This window comes from Shewanella surugensis (assembly GCF_023284005.1).
GTDB classification, from domain to species: domain Bacteria; phylum Pseudomonadota; class Gammaproteobacteria; order Enterobacterales; family Shewanellaceae; genus Shewanella; species Shewanella surugensis.
In genome coordinates this window covers 1-950 of the sequence record NZ_JAKIKS010000334.1, presented here as the reverse complement: position 1 = coordinate 950, position 950 = coordinate 1, and the positions used below count along the sequence as shown (strand labels likewise).

General features: G+C 38.7%; 1 rRNA gene. It reads right to left on the bottom strand.

Annotated elements, in window-relative coordinates:
- Positions 1–106, bottom strand: a 16S ribosomal RNA gene (locus tag L2764_RS27375); the annotation flags it as partial.
- Positions 107–950: the final 844 nt, after the last annotated feature.

The following is a 950-nucleotide window of genomic DNA, read 5'->3' as shown; positions in this document are numbered from 1 at the left end:
GCCGCTCGTCAGCAAAGTAGCAAGCTACTTCCTGTTACCGCTCGACTTGCATGTGTTAGGCCTGCCGCCAGCGTTCAATCTGAGCCATGATCAAACTCTTCAATTAAAGTTTTTTTGGTCCGAAGACCTGCTCAATGAATTCTGTTTTTCACTATCAAAAGATAATGAAGTTTACATATTGCTATGGTCACTCAGTGGTTCATTAAGATATTTTTTGATTGCTTTCAATCCGAAGAAATAAAAGCAATTTCGAATAACTCAACACCTGTGAGTGCCCACACAGATTTGCTTGTCATATTGTTAAAGAGCGTTGCTAGTATGAAAAACGCATTTTTCAGCTAGCAGTCTAAGACGCTAGGTCGTTGACTTGAGGAGGCGTATTCTACACTCTCCAGTCGCGGCGTCAAGTGCTTATTTTAAGAAGCTTTTCAAGTGTTGATTTCTTAATCACTGACGTGATAAATAATCAAAACCGAAGCCCTTAAAGCGCTTGTCACCTGAGATTAAAATCCGAATAGATTATTCTCTCTAACACCGCTGCAAGTCCCGTACTCTCTAATCTTTCAACTAGGTAGTAAGCCTGCTTTGCCGTGTCAGTGGTTGTGCATTATAGGGAGATTTGAGCTAAGCACAAGCGCTTTTTAGCGATAAATAGCATTTATTTTCACTTTCTTTATTAAGCACAGCATTCCCACTCATTACCCCCAAACTTACCCACAAAAAGAACTAAAGAAGGAGAATAAAGCTCCACTTTAAAATGCTACCCGGAATATAAACGACAAATTAAGCATTTAAGCAATTAAGCAATTAAGCAATTAAGCAATTAAGCAATTAAGCAATTAAGCAGTTAAGCAGTTAAGCAGTTAAGCAGTTAAGCAGTTAAGCAGTTAAGCAGTTAAGCAGTTAAGCAGTTAAGCAGTTAAGCAGTTAAGCAGTTAAGCAGTTAAGCA